We start from the raw sequence: 14,092 nt of genomic DNA, 5'->3' as shown, positions 1-14,092 counted from the left end.
CAAAAAAGGGGAAGAGGTAATGACGGATCAGGTCGACGTCGTCGTCATCGGCGCAGGACATAATGGCATGGCCGCCGCCGGATATCTGGCAAAGGCCGGCAAGAAGGTCGTCGTGGTCGAGCGTCTGGCCAAGGTCGGCGGCATGACCAGTTCGGGCTATATGATCCCCGAAGCCCCCGACCATCTGGTGACGCCCTGCGCTGTCGAACTGCTGTTCGCCCGTAAATCCGGCATTATCGAGGATTTCGACCTGCCCAAATATGGCCTGCGCACGGTCGATCCCGATCCGACCTACGCCTATCTCCATCCCGACGGCAGCTCGATCGCGCTCTTCTACGACTATCACCGCACGGCGGAGGATATTGCCCGCATCAACCGCAATGACGGCAAGGCCTATCTGGAGTTCATGAAGACGCTGAACGTCATGATGGACATCGGCTTTCCGCTGATGATGGCGGAGCCGGGGCGGCCGGACGTGAAGAACCTGTCGAAGATGATCGGCAGCGCGGTCCGCAATGTCCGCCTGAAGGACGAGCTGATCGCCATGTCGAAGGCGACGGCGGACCAGATCGCCTGCGAACGGTTCGAGCATCCGGCGACGATCGCCCTGCTGCTGGGCATCGCGGCGGGGGCCGGCCCGGTCGATGACGACGGCAATGCCGCCGCCTATATGATCTTCGCCGTCACCCACAAATATGGCACCGGCAAGCCGATCGGCAGCCTGCAATCCTTCGCCGACGCGCTCGCGCGCAGCATCGAGGCGTCGGGCGCGACGATCGAGCTCAATGCGCCGGTCGCCGAGATCATCGTCGATGATGGTGCGGCAAAGGGCGTACGGCTGGAGGACGGCCGCGTCATCCGCGCGAAGATGGTCATCGCGACCTGCGACCCCCGCACGGCCATGCGCCTCACGACGCCCGGCGGCGTTCCGCGGACGCTGACCCAGCGGATCGAACATGCCCCGGCGAACCGCTCGAACGCGGCGCCCTTCCTTGCCAATATCGCCATGTCGGGGCCGCTCCGCCTGAAGAAGCATCAGGATTTGCGGCATGACGACGCCGATCTCGACAAGGCGGTCGGTCTGATCGGCACGCCGGAGGAAGTGCGCGAGTCCTTCGCCATGGCGCGACGCGGCGACATCCCCGATCGGCACGCCATGTCGCTGAGCCCATTGTCCAATTCCGACCCGACGCAGGCGCCTCCCGGCGGCTCGCTCGCCTATGTCTATCTGCCGGGCGTCGCCGTGGACGCGCGGGAGGGCTGGTCGCCCGCGCTCAAGGACCGGACCATGACATCTGTCATCAGTCATCTGGGTGAATTTTACGACGGCCTGGACACGGAAGTCGGCCGCTTCGTCGAAACCGCTCGGGAGCGCGAGAAGCGGCTCAATGTCACCAATGGCTGCGTGACCCATATCGATTTCGGCGCGCTGCGTTCGGGCGTCCATCGCCCGGCCACCGGTTTCGGCGGCCCCAAGCCGCCCTTCCCTGGCTTCCTGATCGGCGGCGCCGGCGCGCATCCGGGCGGGGGCGTGTCCGGCATTGCCGGGCGGATCGCCGCCAACCGCGCGCTGCGCGAACTCAAGAAGATCAAATAAGCGATGTCGAGCAAACCTAATCCTGTCGCAATCCCCGCCCATCTGGACGATGTGACGGCGCAATGGCTGACGCAGATCATGCAACCGCGCTATCCCGGCATCGTGGTCGAGGCGATGGAGGAGGTGTTCCTCCGCAACAGCCATACCACCAAATATCAGGTGAAGCTGACCCTCAACGATGTCGGCAAGGCGGCCGGCATCCCCGACAATGTCTGCCTCAAGGCCAATTGGGCGCAATTCGACAGCCAGGGCATCTGCCGCCTCGAAGCGCGTTTCTATGAGGATTTCCGCCGCCACGTCGCATTCCCCGCCCCGCGCTCCTATTTCGAGGCATGGGATCCGCGCCCCGACAGCGGTCAGGGACTGGTCGTGATGGAGGATCTATCCATCGAGGGCGGTCATTTCGGGATCAGCACCGACCATATGGGCGTGGAGGAAGCGGCGCGCGGCGTCGCCAGCCTGGCGCGCATTCATGGCGCCTTCTGGGACAGTCCGGTCCTTCACGCGGCCGACTGGCTGCCCGTCTCCATGGCGACGCCGGTGGACACGCAGCAGCTGACCATGATGTACGGCTTTGCCGAGCAGAACCATGCCAAGCCGGACTATCAGGCATTCCTGCCGGGCTGGATCAAGGGCGATCTCTCGCGCCTGCATGGCGTCTACAACGCCCTGATCGATTTCGCGCAGAACAAGGAACGGGGTCCATGGTGTCTGGTCCATGGCGACAGCCATCAGGGCAACAGCTATGTCCGCCCCGATGGCGAACGCGTCTGGCTCGACTGGCAGCTCGTCCGCAAGGGACGGCCGATCCGGGACTTCACCTATTTCGTTCTGGGCGCCCTCACGATCGAGGAACGGCGCTCCCATGACCGGGAACTGCTGCGCCACTATCGGAACTGCCTGGTCGAAACGGGGGCGCTGGGCGTGCCGGATGACGACACGCTGTGGGAATATTATCGCCGCTGGCCGCCCTATGCGATGCAGGCGTGGATCGCGAACATGGACGAGTGGGGCCAGAAGGGCATGCACATCGTCGAGCGCATCTTCGTGGCGGGCGAGGATTTGGGCACGGTCGCCGCGCTCGGCGTGCAATTTTGACGTAAGGATGATCGGATGACCGACGCCGTCACGGCCTTCCGCGCCGATGTTCCGCAGGCGGCACTGGACGATCTGCGCCTCAGGTTGCGCCGTACGCGCTGGCCCGAGGCGGAGACGGTCAGCGACTGGAGTCAGGGCGTCCCGCTGGCGGCGCTGCGCGATCTGTGCGCCTATTGGGCGGACGGCTATGACTGGCGGCGGTGCGAAGGGGCGCTCAATGCCCTGCCCCAGTTCACCACCGCGATCGATGGTCTGTCGATCCATTTCATCCATGTTCGCAGTCCCCGGCCCGACGCGCTGCCGCTGATCCTGACCCATGGCTGGCCGGGATCGGTGCTGGAGTTTCTGAAGGTGCTCGGACCGCTAACCGATCCCGCCGCCCATGGCGCGCCGGACGCGCCAGCCTTCCATGTCGTCATCCCCTCGCTGCCAGGCTACGGCTTTTCGGACAAGCCGACGGCCGCAGGCTGGGGCGTCGAGAGGATCGCGCAAAGCTGGATCCAGCTCATGCGCCGCCTCGGTTATGACCGCTTCGCCGCGCAGGGCGGCGACTGGGGGGCGGCGGTCACGACCGCCATCGCCATGGCCGCGCCGCCCGAATGTATCGGCGTCCATTTCAACATGCCGCTGGTATTCCCGGAGGAAAGCGACTTTGCCGACCTGACCCCGGCCGAGGCCAGAACGGTCGAGCGGATGCAATATTATCAGGAGCATGATTCCGGCTACGCCAAGCTACAGGGCACCCGACCGCAGACGATCGGCTATGGGCTGGCGGACTCGCCCGTAGCGCAAGCCGCCTGGATCTACGAGAAGTTCCAGGCGTGGACCGACAATCAGGGCGTGCCGGAGAATGCGCTGACACGGGACGAAATGCTGGACGTGATCAGCCTCTACTGGCTCACCAATAGCGGCGCGTCATCCGCGCGGCTCTATTGGGAAAGCGCCAATGCGTTTCAGGCGCGTCAATTGGACCTGCCGGTCGGCGTCAGCATCTTCGCGCAGGAGATTTTCCGTCCATCACGGCGCTGGGCCGAACGCAGCTACCCGCGCCTCATGCACTGGAATGAGCTGGATGCCGGCGGCCATTTCGCGGCCTTCGAGCGGCCAGCGCTGTTCGTCGCGGAATTGCGGGCCTGCTTCGGCGCGATGCAAGGGTAGCGCCTGCCGCAATCCCCCTACCGCCCGGCAGGCTCGATTCGTCCTCCGTCGATCAAAATTGCCTCCGCATCAGGATCGTGCCGGATGACTGCACCGATGCAGAGCGGCGGCGCAGTCCAAAAAAGAGAGAGGATAATGCATGAGCGAGCCTGCCGTCGCCCCCCTTGCCGTCATCGATCGGCATCTTGTCCCCCGCCCCTATCCCGCCCGCACCGCGCCCCTGCCCCACGGTCGCTTCACGCCCGACGCCGCATGGCTGGGATCGTTGCTGGCCAACAAATATCCGGGCGTCGTCGCGCAATCGATGGAGGTCGTGCAGCTGTTCGACAGCCACACGACCAAATTGCGCATCGTGGTGGACTGGAACGAGGCCGGGCGGGCCGCCGGCTTGCCGCGCAATCTGTGCATCAAATCCAACTGGTCGGGCATGTTCGACGATGTCGACATCCATGCGCTCGAAGCGCGCTTCTATCATTTCCTGACGGACAAACTCACAGCCAATACGGCCACATGCTATTATGCCGACTGGGACGATGACGGCTCGGCGCGCGGCGTCATCGTGCTGGAAGACCTTATCGACCGGGGCGGCACGTTCGGCCACTCGACCCAGCATGCCGGTGTCGACGGGGTCGCGACCGCGCTGGCGGATTTGGCAAAGCTGCATGCGGGCCTGTGGGAAAGCCCGTTGATCACGCCCGAAGCGGCACCCTGGCTGCCGACATCCATGGCGGTGCCGGTCGATTATGACCAGGTCCGCATCATGTGGCACTGGATCGAAGAAAATTTGAAAGACCCCAATTTCCGCGCCATCGCACCCAGACATTATCTGGACGACGCGCGCAGGGTCGAGCGCGCCTATGACCGGCTGGTCGCCTTCGAGCGCGCCTTCGACGCGCCCTATTGCATCATCCTGGGCGACTGCCATCAGGGCAACACTTACATCCTGCCCAATGGCGAGCGCATGTGGGTCGACTGGCAACTGGGCCGGCGCGGGCGGCCATGGCGCGACCTTACCTATTTCACCATCGGATCGCTGACGATCGAGGAGCGTCGCCAAAATCATCGCGACCTGATCGCCCATTACCGCGACTGCCTGATCCGGGAAGGCGCGACCAATGTCATCGACCTCGACACCATCTGGAAGGAACAGGTGCCGCGCTGGGTGATGTACGGCATCCAGGCTTGGGTGGCGAACATGGACTATTGGGGCCAGAACGGCCTGCCGATGAACGAGCGGTTCTTCGCTGCGGGCGAAGATCTGGGCAGCTGGAAATTGTTGGGCGAATGACGATCATGCCCCTGCCGCGCTCGAACCGCGGCAGGGGCATCGATTTAACGGCGGCGTTTAGGCGCGGTCAGGCGCTGCGCGGCGCTATGAAGGACGCAATGCGCGGCTGAACGCGCAAGTCCGCCGGCACATGGTCCGGCCCGATGCGCCGATCGATTTCCTCCTCGAACCAGTAAAGCGCGCGCTCCTGATAGCCGGCCCAGATCGAAGGGATCGTCCCGTTGCGCAGCGATTGCTGGATATTTTCGAACAGGCACAGATCCTCGGACAGGATATGTTCGGTCGCCGCGCGCATCCCCTGCCAGTAGAGCTTGTCCTCTTCGCTGTCGGTCGACCATCCCATCTGGCGCACTTCCATGACAGACCGGTCGGACCCCATCGGCCAGAAGCATTGCAGGTTGAATCCCACCGGATCGAGCGAGAAAAATGTGTTGGGAAAGGTCGGCAGCGCAACCGTATTTTCCAGAAATACCGGCGCGATGTCGTCCGGTTTGACCGGCGGGGTCTTGAACAGCGACTCCCCGCCCTTCTTCCGCGTTCCGAACCGCATATGACCGCCTTCATAAAGCGCGATCACGAAACTGCGCGAATCCAGATGCGGCGCCAGCGTCGTGGGATGGACCGTGTTGACATGATAGATCTCAAGGAAATTATGATAGGCGATTTTCCAGTTGCACGCCATTTCGACGAAGAAATGATCCTTCACCACCATGCGCTCCAGCGGATATCCTTCCGTCAGCGCCACGAATTCCCCCAGGAAATTCTGCAACGGCTCAGCGTCGTCATCGAAATTGATGAAGATGAAGCCGCGATAGGTATCGCACTTCACTTCGATCAGACCGTTTTCCGCCTTGTCGAGACAAGCGAAATCATGCTGGCTGGGAACCGATTTGAGGGTGCCTTCAAGGTCGTAGCCCCAGGCGTGATAGGGGCAGATGAAGCGCATGGCGCGCCCCTGTGGCTCAAGCAGAAGCGGGGAACCGCGGTGCCGGCAGGCATTGTGAAAGGCCCGGATTCGACCGTCCTTGCCGTGGGAGAGAATGACCGAGCGGTCCAGATGCTGGAACAGGCGGTAGGAACCGGGCGCGGGGAGGTCGGACGCAATGCCGGCCAGCAGCCAGGTGCGATTCCAAAGCCTGTCCTTTTCCAGCGCTTCGAAACGCGGGTCGGTGTAGCGGCCGGCTGGAATCGGAGGAAGGGCCGGAAAATCGCTGGGATGCTCGGATCGCTTCAACTGCTCCTCCATTGTCCGGTTGAGCAATTCCAACGCAGCTTCACGCATAGCTCTCTCCTGTAAAAGCCCGCAGGCTCCGTTTCAATCAGACTGGCCACATCACGGTTCAAGGAACCTGCAATTGGATAGGGTCATCACTGTCATAGTCCAGGCAAGCTGATAGCCCTCTGTTCCGATGAGTATGCTTATGGCCTTGAAACATCCCACATCCACGGACGGAATCACCGTCGATTATATCAACCAGCTACTGGCCACGGCGGGCACGGGCGCAACCGTCACCGACATGCGCATCATCGACGCCAAAACCTATGGCGAGCAGATGGTGTCGACGGCGGGGCGCGTGGCGATCGAGGTCGATTATAGCGATGACACGGCCCCTGACCTGCCCAACCGCCTGGTGCTCAAGCTGACCCGGGCGGTCGATGAGATCATGGCCCCCTTCTACGCCAATGAAGTGGCCTTCTACCGGGGCATTCGGCCGGAACTCGCGATCGAAGCGCCGCGCTGTTTCGGTGGCGACTTCAATGCCTCCACCACGCATTTCGGGCTGTTGCTCGAAGATCTGGCCGTGCGCGGCGCGACCTTCCCCAATACGACCATGCGGACCGGCCCGGACGATGTGCGGGCCTTGCTGGATCAGCTGGCCCGGCTGCACGCGCGCTTCTGGGAATCGCCCCGCTTCGGCGCGGATCTTGCCTGGGTCGAAACCCATGTCGAAGGCGCGGTTGCAACGATGATGAACGAACTCGCGCCCGCCTATATTGCGCATGAGGTCGAGACCGAAAATTTCAAACGGGAAATGGTGCAGCGGCTCCGCACCACGCCGGACAAACTGCTTGCGGGGGTGCAAGCGGTTCAGCGACATCAGTCAACCCTGCCCCAGACGCTCTTGCATGGCGACACGCATCTCGGCAACAGCTACCGCCTGCCCGACGGAACGGCAGGCCTGCTCGACTGGCAGCTCATGGTGCGCGGCTACGCGATGCACGACATCAACTATATCGTGACCACCGGCCTTTCCATTGCGGACCGGCGGGCGCATGAGCGCGATCTTCTGGGCTATTATCTGGATCGCCTGGGGCAGGAAGGCGTCGCACGCCCTCCTGCCTTCGACGATGCCTGGGCCGAATATCGGCGAACCCTGATATGGGGCGTCTATATCGGCTGGCTGACGACCCCTGTCGTCAATTATGGCTGGGAGATCAACGTCATGAACCATCTGCGGCTGACCACCGCCTATGAGGATCTCGAAACCGCAAAACTTGTCGACGCGCTGTTTTGACGGCGCGCTGACGGACTACAACTGATTGCTCCCCGATGCGGCGAACAGCCGCTGGAAATCGACCATCGTGGGCTGGTGGGCGGTAAAGCCGCCGTCCACCGGGATCATCGCGCCGTTGATGAAGCGAGACTCGTCCGACGCCAGGAAGGCGACGACATGGGCGATGTCGCGCGGGCTGCCCAACTCCGGGTTGAGATGATGGTCGAGCAGCACATCCTTGACCGCTTGCGGCGTCGTTTCGACGGCCGTCTCGCTGAGGACGAAGCCGATGGCGATCACATTGGAGCGGATGCCCTGCTTGCCATATTGGGTCGCGAGGAAGCGGCTGAGGTTGATGAGCGCCGCCTTGGACGCGCCATAGGCCGTCAGCGTCATTTCCCCCAGCAGGCCGAAACCGGACGCGGAATGGATGAGCGACCCGCCGCCCCCGACGATCATAACCGGCAGCGCATGTTTGCACAGCAGCATCGGCCCTCGCGCATTGACGGCAAAGGCCTTGTCCCAAGCGCCGGTGTCGAGATGGACGACATCGCGATCGAGCCCGCGCTGCTCGGTCGTCTGATAGGCGGCATTATTGTGGAGGATGTCGATCCGCCCGTGCCGGCCGGCGATCCGCGCAACCGCAGCGGAAACGCTGTCCTCGTCGGTCAGGTCGAACGTCTCCGCTTCGGCACGGAGATTCTTGCCGCGCAGCGAATCCGCCGCCGCCTCCACCCGATCCGCCAATATGTCGGAAAGGATCACGGTCGCCCCCCTCTCGGCCAGCACGGTCGCCACCTCCAGGCCGATGCCCTGCGCCGCGCCCGTCACGATCGCTACGCGACCATCCAATGATCCCACCATTTCGCTTCCTTCTATCCACGTGACAAACGCTGAGCGCCAACCAGCGATACCTAACCGCCTAGGGCGGATCGAAACAATAGGCGCAGATCTTGTTGCCGTCGGGGTCCAGCAGATAGGCGCCATAGGCGTGGGGCACGGCGCCGCGGGGCCCCGGCGGCCCGGCATCCTCGCCGCCCGCAGCCAGACCAGCGCGATGAAAATCATCGACCGCGCGGCGATCCGGCGCCTTCAATCCCAAGGTCGCACCATTGCCGCATGTCGCCGGGCCCTGAAGCGGGCGCAGGATCAGCAATTCGGGCACCCGTCGTCCATAGCCGACGCCCTGATCCAGAAACGGACCGAGATTGACGATCCCCAGCGGCGCAAGCACCGCATCGTAGAAACGGGCGGATCTTTCCAGGTCGTTGCTGCCAAGGCAGACATGCGTGAAGATGCCCATCGCGCCCTCTATCCGCTCACTGTGCCCGGCTCATGCCTTCCAGCATATCGGCGACATAGGGCGTGTGATGAACGATCCCGCCATCCACGCCGATCACCTGCCCGGTTATGAAGGCCGCGCCATCCGACGCCAGAAACAGCACCGCACCGGCAATATCCTCCGGCACGCTCTCGCGCGGGAGCAGGACATGCCGCTGGATCATGGCGATCTGATCAGGGGTCATCATCTCCCGGGCCAGCGGGGAGAGCACGAGGCCCGGCGCGACCGCGTTGACCCGGATGTTGAACCGGCCGAACTGCACCGCCGCATTGCGGGTCAGCGCGTTCACGGCCGCCTTGGACGCGGAATAGGACGGATTGTTGATGTCGCCAGTCAGCGCCACCCCGGTCGAGGTGTTGATGATTGAGCCGCCGCCGCCCGCAATCATGTGCGGCGCGACCGCCTTGATCATCAGCATCGTGCCCCGCGCATTGACATGAAAGGCGCGATCCCAGGTCGCGGCGTCGAGATCGAGAAGCGAGCCATCGGCGGCCATCTGCTCCAGCCGCGTGTCGGCCGCATTGTTGTGGAGGATGTCGATGCGCTGATGCTGCCGCATCACATCTGCGACCAGCGCCGTGATGCTGTCCTCCTGCGCGAGGTCGAGCGCCATCCCCTGCGCCCGCCCGCCCGACGCCTGAATAGACCGGGCGACGGCTTCTGCCCGTTCAGCCGCAATATCCGCCAGGATTACCGTCGCACCGGCCTTTGCCAGGGCCCGTGCGCAGGCCTCCCCGATATTGGCCCCCGATCCGGTGACGATAGCGACCCGTCCCGATAAATCCGTCATGGGCATCTTCTCTCCTGTCCGTCATGGGCGCCGCACCATCGGGCTTCCGCCGCAGCGGGACGCTGCCACGGCAGGCGCCCGGCGATACCTAGACAAAGATAGGTTTGGCGGAATTGATAAGCCGCGCATCTATGACGCTCCTCAAGCGGAGAGCCCTTCATGAGCGTCACCATCTTTCAACTCGACCGGTCCCGCTCTGAACGGGCGGTCTGGCTGATGGAGGAAGTGGAGTGTCCCTACGACATTCGCTTCTTTGCGCGGCTGGAAACGCTCGCGGCGGAGCCGGCCTACAAGGCTTTGCATCCGCTGGGTTCTTCGCCAGTGATCGAGGCCGACGGACAACGCATCGCCGAAAGCGGGGCGGTCATGGACTATCTCGCCACGACGCAGGGGAACGGTGCGCTCCGCGCCAATCCCGGCGACCCGGACTATGCTGACTATCTTTTCTGGTTCCATTTCGCCGAATCCTCCCTGATGCCCGCGCTGGTGACGGAGATCATGGCCGAACGGGCAGGCATCGCGCAGGATCATCCCTCCCGCGTCGCAGGTCGGGCTCATTCAGCGCGCCTGCTGAAACTTGTCGACGACCGGCTGACGCATGCCCCCTATATGGCGGGCGACCGGTTCACGGCGGCCGACATCATGATGACCTTTCCCTTCACCACCACGCGATTGTTCATGTCCGTCGACGTGGAAGGACATAAGAACATCGCCGCCTATGTCGGGCGGATGACGGCGCGTCCGGCCTATTGCCGGATGCGCGACATTGTCGACCATCCCCCGATCGCCTGACGGATCAGCGCATAGCCAGCTTTTCCGCGCCGCCCGTGCGTACCCGATCTCCCATATGCGCGCGGGCGCGCTCCTCCTCCGCCAGGCCGACGGCGGTCGGATGCTGAACATCGTCCTTGGTGAGGCGGGGTGTCGCGCGATCCCATTGAGTGATGCGTATCCCATCAGGCTGGAGCAGGCCGCTGGTCGCCAGCAGGGTGTCGGCGCCTCGCCACGCTTCCAGGGCCGCCGCCGGATCGTTGATCCTGTAGATCGCGACATAGCGATGGTCGGGCGTCATCGGGATCATCTGGCCAAAGGTGCGAAAGGTCAGGAAAGCAGCCGATTTGACGCCGGGTCGAACGGCCGCTTCACGAAAATAGCTTTCCGCATAGAATCGTCTGAAATGGTCGCCGCCGTCCGCAGGCGGGTTCAGTTCCTCCAGGATGACGCCGCCGGAATGCCCGACGTCCGGATCATTGTCCTGAAAGAGCAGCGGATAATAATGAAAGTCATAGAGCAGGCTGTCATCGATGGCGTCCGATACCTGCATCCGCGACGTCAGCGCATTGTCCAGATGCTCGCGACTGAAGCGCACCGGATCGAATACGTCGTAGAGGGCGAGATATTGCCAGTCGAAGCCTTCGGGCGGACAGGGTTGCTCCCCGGCAAGCCGGAAACGCTGCGCGGTGACCGATCCCCGGAAACGCAGCGCATCGCGAATATGGATGTTGCTGTACCAATCCTCCATATCGGCCTCCCGGCCCGGAACGGCTTTGGTCAGCACGATCAGCACGGCATCGATCATCGCTTTTGCCTTCCCTCTCCTGATTTCTGTTCTCTCAGCCCTGCCGGACGGGCGGCGCGAAAGGCGTCGGCGCCCCCATCGTCGCCCGATAGGACAGGGGCTGCTTCCCGTCCGTATCCCTGATGCCGTACCGCTCCCCCAGTTCCGCGCCGATCAGCGCCTGGCCCGAAAGGGCGGCAAGGTCCGGGTCCTGCGCCAAGCGATCGAGGACAAGGCCTGAAAATTCCGGCGTTTCCCAGTGGGGCATGGCGGCGCGCAGGTCTTCGGGGATCATGTCGGACGGCATGGCCTTCACGGCGTCGGTCAGGATGAAGCCCGGCCAGAGAGACACGACGGATACACCGTGCGGCGCAAGATCGACAGCCATGTCGGCGGTCATCTTGTCCGTCCCCGCCTTGGCCGCGCCATAAGCCGGCCCGTGGAAATAGGATACCGCGCCATAGAAGGAAATGCTGGCGATCAGACCCCTGCCCGCCGTCACCATCAACGGCGCCGCATGATAGGCCGCGACATAGCTGGAGCGCAGGCCGATGGTGATCATGTCCGCCAACCTGAGCGGCTTTTCCCAGAAGCCGCCCGGCGCGACTAGGTCGAGCCCGTAAACGGCGGCGGCATTGTTGACGAGCAGGTCCAGCCTGCCATCCGTCCGCTCGGCCAGTTGCGCGAACGCTCTTTCGACCGCATCATCATCCCGGTGATCGCATAACAGCGGGATGCCCTTGCCGCCCGACTGTTCGATTTCTTCCACGACCGCGGCAAGCTGCGCCTGATCGCGTCCCGTGATCGCCACCACATGACCGCGTGAAGCCAGGCCCCGCGCCATGCCGCGCCCCAGCCCGCGCGTCGCGCCTGTCACCAGTACTATCTTTTCGCTCATATCCTGCTCCTATCCTTAATATTGACATCGCCACGAGGGACAGGGCCTGACCTGTCCAACGGCAGAGGGGCGACTGCCCTTCAGTCGAAGCGCGTCGCCGGTAGGACGACATGGCGGGCGGCCTCGCCCAGCGCGGTCGGTCCGAACAGTTGCAGCCGCCGACCCTCGATGGTCGCGAGCAGAGCGATGAGCGCGGCGTCCTCCTCCGGTCCCGCTTCGAGGATATACGCTTCCAGCGCCTCGGCGGCGTCGGCCCAGCGGTCGAAGCGGCGGCCGAGCAGGGCGGACACATCGGCGAGGTTGCGCGCCACCATGTCCGCCCCATGATCATCGGCGCGCCGTACCCATTCTATCAGTTCGGCGACCTGCGCCTTGTGCGTTTCCGCCGCCTCTCCCGTCACCGGCAACGCCCCGAGCGTATCGACCAGTTTGGCCAGAAGCGGCGCATTGTCGCCCGTGCGCTGTTCCAGCGGCGACAGTTCGGGCAGCGCATCGCCGGTCAGGTGCGACAGCGCCAGCAAGATGGAGCGGCGCAGCGCGAGATCGAACATGAGATAGACCGAATGCGGATCGCCGGGGCATGGCTTGCCGACCGTCCCTGTGAACTGCATCGTGCCGAGCAGTGAGAATTGCAGGACATGGAAAACCACCGCGTCATGATCGACCGGTTCGCCCGTCGCTTCCTCATAATAGCGCACCAGCTCCGGTAGCGGCGCACCCAGCGGCTCATAGCTGTTGCGCATCCCCATGGTGGCGATGTCGACCAGTGGATCGCCGATCATCGAAAATTCGAAATCATAGAGCTTGGTCATCGCCCCCTGATCGACCAGATATTGGCCCGAATCGAACTGGATGAAGCTGGCGCGATCGCGGTGCCGCGGTACATTGCGGCGCAGCCAGCCGATGACGAATTCCAGCAACGGCTCGGGCCGGCTCTTCGTCCGCCGATAATGCGGCATATAGGCGTCGAGGCCGACCAGCGCGATCGCCTCGGCGCCCTCGGGCCGGTGCACGCCGACGGCCATGAAGGGTTCGACCGGCAACCGATGCATCGCGGCGACTGCCTCCATATAGACGCGGCCGATGGCGCTTTTCGTCGCGGCATTGAGCGCCGAGAAATCGCGCGTCCCTTCGATCGCCTCCATCACGATGCAGGGCGGATCGGAGAGATAGCCGTAAATCTCCGGCACCGGCAGCCCCTGGCCGTGCAGCACGGCGATAACGTCCGCCTCGCGCTTGAGGTCGGGGAAGATCGATACGTCGCCGCCCCGGTCGCCGCGCAGGTGCAGGCGGCGGACCGTCCCTTCCCTTTCTATATCGACGAACCAGGACGGGCGCCAGCGGACGAGGCGTTCAAGCCCGACGACCTTGCCGCCGGTCAGTTGCTCGACAAAGGCGGTGATTCGGCCGACCCCGGCATCGTCATAATTGTTGAGCGGCGCGGCATTCGTCACTGCGCGCCCTCCCCCGCCGAAAAGGCTTCGGCCACGGCGCGGGTGTCCATATATTCCTTGCCGGATACGATCTGCCCGTCCCGGATGATCAGCAGATTATGATAGTCGTTGCGATAGACCCGGTCCGGAAAGACCATCTCGCCCCGGACTTCCACAGCCACCCGATCCCCTTCGGCGGTGATCGCGATCACCTCGGCCGTGCGCTTCTGCGCGCTCAGCAGTCCGCCCTTCACGCTGGCGATGAAGTCGGCCCGGCTCATGTCGCCATGACCCAATATCCACCACTGGCAATCGGGATGCTGAAGCGCTTCGATCGTCTCGACATCGCCCTCTTCCACGGCCCGCATATAGCGGCGGGCCACTGCCTTGTTCGCCTCGATATCGCTCATCACCCTCTCCGATGCTTCTATGCCG

General features: G+C 63.7%; 14 protein-coding genes. 6 read left to right on the top strand and 8 right to left on the bottom strand.

Translation table 11 applies throughout. From position 1 onward, the window contains the following. Positions 1-19 precede the first annotated feature (19 nt). The 4 genes from LDB29_RS06235 (at position 20) to LDB29_RS06220 (ending at position 5,141) form a co-directional block, all read left to right on the top strand. Positions 20-1,597: an NAD(P)/FAD-dependent oxidoreductase gene (locus tag LDB29_RS06235; RefSeq protein WP_044662221.1), complete on the top strand. Its 1,578-nt coding sequence runs from the start codon at positions 20-22 to the stop codon at positions 1,595-1,597. Positions 1,598-1,600: 3 nt separating this feature from the next. After that, on the top strand, positions 1,601-2,695 hold the full coding sequence (locus LDB29_RS06230) for a phosphotransferase (RefSeq protein ID WP_044662220.1): 1,095 nt from the start codon (positions 1,601-1,603) through the stop codon (positions 2,693-2,695). A gap of 15 nt (positions 2,696-2,710) precedes the next feature. Continuing rightward, on the top strand, positions 2,711-3,853 hold the full coding sequence (locus LDB29_RS06225; protein ID WP_044662219.1) for an epoxide hydrolase family protein: 1,143 nt from the start codon (positions 2,711-2,713) through the stop codon (positions 3,851-3,853). A gap of 139 nt (positions 3,854-3,992) precedes the next feature. Next, positions 3,993-5,141, top strand: coding sequence for a phosphotransferase (locus LDB29_RS06220; protein ID WP_044662218.1), 1,149 nt, complete (start codon positions 3,993-3,995; stop codon positions 5,139-5,141). Between the two features lie 67 nt (positions 5,142-5,208). On the opposite strand, the gene LDB29_RS06215 is transcribed toward LDB29_RS06220, so the two are convergent. Then, on the bottom strand, positions 5,209-6,423 hold the full coding sequence (locus LDB29_RS06215) for an aromatic ring-hydroxylating dioxygenase subunit alpha (protein WP_044662217.1): 1,215 nt from the start codon (positions 6,421-6,423) through the stop codon (positions 5,209-5,211). Positions 6,424-6,562: 139 nt separating this feature from the next. On the opposite strand from LDB29_RS06215, the gene LDB29_RS06210 reads away from it, so the two are divergent. Beyond that, on the top strand, positions 6,563-7,657 hold the full coding sequence (locus LDB29_RS06210; RefSeq protein WP_044662216.1) for a phosphotransferase: 1,095 nt from the start codon (positions 6,563-6,565) through the stop codon (positions 7,655-7,657). A gap of 15 nt (positions 7,658-7,672) precedes the next feature. On the opposite strand, the gene LDB29_RS06205 is transcribed toward LDB29_RS06210, so the two are convergent. Genes LDB29_RS06205 through LDB29_RS06195 form a run of 3 tightly spaced genes read right to left on the bottom strand, consistent with a single transcriptional unit; the run spans position 7,673 to position 9,768 of the window. After that, on the bottom strand, positions 7,673-8,500 hold the full coding sequence (locus tag LDB29_RS06205; protein WP_044662215.1) for an SDR family NAD(P)-dependent oxidoreductase: 828 nt from the start codon (positions 8,498-8,500) through the stop codon (positions 7,673-7,675). A 58-nt stretch (positions 8,501-8,558) separates the two neighbouring features. Next, positions 8,559-8,939, bottom strand: a complete 381-nt coding sequence (locus LDB29_RS06200; protein WP_044662214.1) for a VOC family protein — start codon at positions 8,937-8,939, stop codon at positions 8,559-8,561. Between the two features lie 16 nt (positions 8,940-8,955). After that, positions 8,956-9,768, bottom strand: coding sequence for an SDR family NAD(P)-dependent oxidoreductase (locus LDB29_RS06195; protein ID WP_235600735.1), 813 nt, complete (start codon positions 9,766-9,768; stop codon positions 8,956-8,958). A 159-nt stretch (positions 9,769-9,927) separates the two neighbouring features. On the opposite strand from LDB29_RS06195, the gene LDB29_RS06190 reads away from it, so the two are divergent. Then, positions 9,928-10,560, top strand: coding sequence for a glutathione S-transferase family protein (locus LDB29_RS06190; protein WP_044662212.1), 633 nt, complete (start codon positions 9,928-9,930; stop codon positions 10,558-10,560). A gap of 4 nt (positions 10,561-10,564) precedes the next feature. Here LDB29_RS06190 and LDB29_RS06185 read toward each other — a convergent pair whose 3' ends face one another. The 4 genes from LDB29_RS06185 to LDB29_RS06170 form a co-directional block, all read right to left on the bottom strand. Continuing rightward, positions 10,565-11,347 carry a hypothetical protein gene (locus LDB29_RS06185; protein ID WP_044662211.1) on the bottom strand — a complete coding sequence of 261 codons (783 nt, stop codon included), beginning with the start codon at positions 11,345-11,347 and terminating at the stop codon, positions 10,565-10,567. Between the two features lie 34 nt (positions 11,348-11,381). Next, positions 11,382-12,224, bottom strand: coding sequence for a dehydrogenase/reductase SDR family member 1 (locus tag LDB29_RS06180; RefSeq protein ID WP_044662210.1), 843 nt, complete (start codon positions 12,222-12,224; stop codon positions 11,382-11,384). An 80-nt stretch (positions 12,225-12,304) separates the two neighbouring features. Then, on the bottom strand, positions 12,305-13,678 hold the full coding sequence (locus LDB29_RS06175) for a phosphotransferase (RefSeq protein ID WP_044662209.1): 1,374 nt from the start codon (positions 13,676-13,678) through the stop codon (positions 12,305-12,307). Next, the gene (locus LDB29_RS06170; protein WP_044662208.1) at positions 13,675-14,067 is read right to left on the bottom strand and encodes a nuclear transport factor 2 family protein; all 393 of its coding nucleotides are present in this window, start codon (positions 14,065-14,067) and stop codon (positions 13,675-13,677) included. Before LDB29_RS06170 ends, LDB29_RS06175 begins: the two co-directional genes overlap by 4 nt. Positions 14,068-14,092: the final 25 nt, after the last annotated feature.

This window comes from Sphingobium sp. CFD-2 (assembly GCF_024611135.1).
Classification (GTDB): domain Bacteria; phylum Pseudomonadota; class Alphaproteobacteria; order Sphingomonadales; family Sphingomonadaceae; genus Sphingobium; species Sphingobium fuliginis.
Note: the sequence above shows the minus strand (reverse complement) of the source record. Positions and strands in the feature narration are given on the sequence as shown.

Coding starts and splice junctions, on each gene's coding strand:
- LDB29_RS06235 (WP_044662221.1), top strand. CDS start 20: ATGACGGATCAGGTCGACGTCGTCGTCATCGGCGCAGGACATAATGGC.
- LDB29_RS06230 (WP_044662220.1), top strand. CDS start 1,601: ATGTCGAGCAAACCTAATCCTGTCGCAATCCCCGCCCATCTGGACGAT.
- LDB29_RS06225 (WP_044662219.1), top strand. CDS start 2,711: ATGACCGACGCCGTCACGGCCTTCCGCGCCGATGTTCCGCAGGCGGCA.
- LDB29_RS06220 (WP_044662218.1), top strand. CDS start 3,993: ATGAGCGAGCCTGCCGTCGCCCCCCTTGCCGTCATCGATCGGCATCTT.
- LDB29_RS06215 (WP_044662217.1), bottom strand. CDS start 6,423: ATGCGTGAAGCTGCGTTGGAATTGCTCAACCGGACAATGGAGGAGCAG.
- LDB29_RS06210 (WP_044662216.1), top strand. CDS start 6,563: ATGGCCTTGAAACATCCCACATCCACGGACGGAATCACCGTCGATTAT.
- LDB29_RS06205 (WP_044662215.1), bottom strand. CDS start 8,500: ATGGTGGGATCATTGGATGGTCGCGTAGCGATCGTGACGGGCGCGGCG.
- LDB29_RS06200 (WP_044662214.1), bottom strand. CDS start 8,939: ATGGGCATCTTCACGCATGTCTGCCTTGGCAGCAACGACCTGGAAAGA.
- LDB29_RS06195 (WP_235600735.1), bottom strand. CDS start 9,768: ATGACGGATTTATCGGGACGGGTCGCTATCGTCACCGGATCGGGGGCC.
- LDB29_RS06190 (WP_044662212.1), top strand. CDS start 9,928: ATGAGCGTCACCATCTTTCAACTCGACCGGTCCCGCTCTGAACGGGCG.
- LDB29_RS06185 (WP_044662211.1), bottom strand. CDS start 11,347: ATGATCGATGCCGTGCTGATCGTGCTGACCAAAGCCGTTCCGGGCCGG.
- LDB29_RS06180 (WP_044662210.1), bottom strand. CDS start 12,224: ATGAGCGAAAAGATAGTACTGGTGACAGGCGCGACGCGCGGGCTGGGG.
- LDB29_RS06170 (WP_044662208.1), bottom strand. CDS start 14,067: ATGAGCGATATCGAGGCGAACAAGGCAGTGGCCCGCCGCTATATGCGG.